6 protein-coding genes are annotated in these 2,929 nt (G+C 48.0%); 1 reads left to right on the top strand and 5 read right to left on the bottom strand.

Features of this window, described 5'->3' with window-relative positions:
- Window positions 1–191: 191 nt before the first annotated feature.
- From RIC29_02090 to RIC29_02075, 4 genes are all read right to left on the bottom strand, one after another.
- Window positions 192–485 carry a HigA family addiction module antitoxin gene (locus tag RIC29_02090; protein MEQ8733687.1) on the bottom strand — a complete coding sequence of 98 codons (294 nt, stop codon included), beginning with the start codon at window positions 483–485 and terminating at the stop codon, window positions 192–194.
- Window positions 485–763, bottom strand: coding sequence for a type II toxin-antitoxin system RelE/ParE family toxin (locus tag RIC29_02085; GenBank protein ID MEQ8733686.1), 279 nt, complete (start codon window positions 761–763; stop codon window positions 485–487). Before RIC29_02085 ends, RIC29_02090 begins: the two co-directional genes overlap by 1 nt.
- Before the next feature lie 458 nt (window positions 764–1,221).
- Entirely contained in the window at window positions 1,222–1,458 is a 237-nt protein-coding gene (locus RIC29_02080; protein ID MEQ8733685.1) for a hypothetical protein, read from the bottom strand.
- A 111-nt stretch (window positions 1,459–1,569) separates the two neighbouring features.
- A complete protein-coding gene (locus RIC29_02075; protein MEQ8733684.1) occupies window positions 1,570–2,064 on the bottom strand; it encodes an ATP-binding protein in 495 nt (164 codons plus the stop codon).
- Between RIC29_02075 and RIC29_02070 the strand changes: the two genes are divergently transcribed.
- The gene (locus RIC29_02070) at window positions 2,006–2,398 is read left to right on the top strand and encodes a hypothetical protein (protein ID MEQ8733683.1); all 393 of its coding nucleotides are present in this window, start codon (window positions 2,006–2,008) and stop codon (window positions 2,396–2,398) included. The genes RIC29_02075 and RIC29_02070 overlap by 59 nt on opposite strands.
- Window positions 2,399–2,473: 75 nt before the next feature.
- Here RIC29_02070 and RIC29_02065 read toward each other — a convergent pair whose 3' ends face one another.
- Entirely contained in the window at window positions 2,474–2,770 is a 297-nt protein-coding gene (locus RIC29_02065; GenBank protein MEQ8733682.1) for an antibiotic biosynthesis monooxygenase, read from the bottom strand.
- Between the last annotated feature and the right edge of the window lie 159 nt (window positions 2,771–2,929).

Below are 2,929 nucleotides of genomic sequence, written 5' to 3'. Positions count from 1 at the left end.
GATTGAGCTTCCTCAAAAGAAACTCCATGCTTCTTGAGGTTGGACTTAGCGTTGATTCTATTCCAGCTGAACTTAATTATACATACAGTGTATGTACGTTAGTGATAATGTCAATAGAGCCTTAACGCCTGCGGCAGCGGCCGCGCGGTAGCGCGGTCCAGCGACCGAAGGGAGCGTATTGCCTGTACTTTTTACGCGGCATCAAGGGTAACCCTTTGTACGCGATTAAGTTTTACACCCTTCTTCGCCTGGAAGAGATCATATGCGTCCTGCATGGTTAGCCAGCTTTCAGGACTGCGACCCAATGCCTTAGAAAGACGCAGCGCCATCTCTGGACTAATGCCACTTTGCTTCTTCAGGACTCGATTGAGCGTGGATGCAGCTACATCTAGCTGCTCCGCCAAATAGCGGCAGCTAAGGCCATAAGGCTCCATATAGGTTGCCCGAATAAATTCACCTGGATGCGGAGGGTTGTGCATAGCCATTAGTGATAATCCTCATAGTTGACGATATAGACGTTGCCATCGATAAACTTAAACGTGATTCGCCAGTTTCCGCTTACGGAAATTGACCAAATGCCTTTTCGGTCACCCTTTAGTTGATGTAACCGGTACCCGGGAATATCAAGGTCTTCGATGCAATGGGCTGAATCTAAGGCGGCTAGCTGCATACGAAGCTTGGGCACATGCTGGGTCTGTACGCCCTGCTTGCTGCCTACCTCGTAGAATTTTTTGAGCCCCTTGTGCTTGAAGGACTTGATCATGCAGATAGCGTAGCGTGTTGCGCAACACTCGTCAAGACGCGTAATGCTTACCGCAGCGGCGCCGGAAGCGCGCAGCGGTTTTTGCGTCCGGGCCCGTAGGGCCGAACTGCCGGTTATTGTTATAAGGCGAGAACAAGGCGAACACCCTCTTCGACCTCCCTAAGCTTGGCAGGTTGGAGTCTGCCCACACGTTCACTGAGAAAGGTTTTGTCTAGTGTGACAATTTGAGAAACGTTCACCACAGATTCACGGCCAAGGTTGGCGCTGCGCCTCGACAGAAGGACATTGCCAGGAGCCAATGAGAGTTTTTTGTTTGAAGTAATGGCTGCAGCTACGACAGTACTTATGCGGCTTCGATTGAAGTCATCAGACTGCAAAATCAGTACGGGCCGCCGGAACCCCGGTTCTGAGCCGCTCGGGTCAGGGAGATTTGCCCACCAGATCTCACCGCGTTTCACCTACCAGTTCTCATCTGCCAGAATCAGGCTCTGAATCCTAGAGAGCTGATCATCCAAATCGGACTTGGCGGAAGCATACACTTCGTCCAATTTTGAAGTCACATCTTCAACCCGGTGCCGCTCGACAAATTCGTGGACGGCAGTAGCATAGAGCTCGCTTCTGGACACGCCAAGTTTCTTGGCTGTGCGGTCCGCTGCCTCAAACACTTCATCGGGTATTGAAATTGCTGTTTTCATGCCACGAGTATAACCATGGTTATACCTCGACGCAAGCCCTATAACGCATTGGCACACGTGCCGGTTTAGAGCCGCAGAGCGGCGAAAAAGCGGTCAGCGTTCTGCTATTTGTTATGCATTTACGACACGACCATTTTCTAACTCTTGTTCGTCAGGAATTTCATATTTTGGCTCCATGAAGTTAAACATGAAATCAGTAACCTCAAAGGAATACACGCTAGAATCTTTCTCGACGTTTCTTTTTTTTACGCGGTTTTTGCGAACTTCTTCTGGTGCGCTCAAATAATGTACTTCAGGCTCTAGGTCGAGCTTCTTTGCCAGAGCAAGAAAATGACCACGCTGCTCTTTAGTCGTGAACCCTAAATCTAAAACTACGTTGCCGCCCAGTTTCAAGATTTGTTCACCAACCTGCCAGATTTGAACATAACAACGATTCACTCTCTCAAGCATCCAAGCATAATCAAGGGATGTCATATCCTTTGAAAATAGATTCTGCATCCACGGATCTATAGAGAAGCGAACCGCCCCAATGTTATTGGACAAAGATATGGAATATGTGGTTTTCCCCGCTCCCGTTGGGCCAGTAACAATAATTAGTCTCGCCATTGCTTTTGATCCTCTATTAATGCAGACCAACGAGTTACGCGTCGTCAACATGGATCCCGCGCTGCTAATTCCTTATCACTGGATTTTGGAGTCACTTGATTCTGCATTTTTCTTTTTGGATGCGATACCGATAACCATAAACACGATGCCTATGGGAATCAGTTCGGCTCTATCGTTACCAAGGATGCTGGGCAACATGAACAAGACACCGCTTAGTATCCAGAGCGCTGGTGCATACTTATTCAAAATGGCGGTTCCTTTTAATCAGTTCTCTGCCTTTAGCACGACTTTCACTATCGCTGGTATATCCACCAGGCTAAATTTAGACACATAAAGCCTGCGTAAAGCGCGCGAGGGCCGGGCGTCGCTTTTTAAGCGCTTGTCATGTGCACGGTCCATTTCCATTCAGTTAAGCCAAACGATTATAGGTGGATATAGAAAAATCTACACCCTCTGATTGGAATAGCTCGCGGGACTTTGTCATGAGTGCAGACCAGTCTGACGATTTCATACAGGCTTCATGATCAGTCTGAGAGCCCCATTCCCAATACATCATGGTTTCATCATTTTCTGTTGATTGATGAAAGCTGATGGATATGAATCCCGGTTGCAGTTTTGCTAATGGGATCATGCTCATTCCAAAAGAATGGATCTCATCTTTTAGTCGTTGTGGATACTTTACGCTGGAAATTGCAACAAAACTCATCTAAGGCACTCCGTATTGTTAAGACACATAACGCCTGAGTTCAGCGGCGTTTGAGGCGCGGGCCATTTTGCGGAAGCAAAATGGGCTGCGGTTCAAACGTCCGCTGCAACTATTTGTTATGTTTCAACACGGGCGAACTCCCGAACACCCTTGCGCCAA

This window comes from Rhodospirillaceae bacterium (genome assembly GCA_040219235.1).
Taxonomy (GTDB): Bacteria; Pseudomonadota; Alphaproteobacteria; order Rhodospirillales; family Rhodospirillaceae; genus WLXB01.
This window is presented reverse-complemented; position numbering and strand designations above follow the sequence as displayed.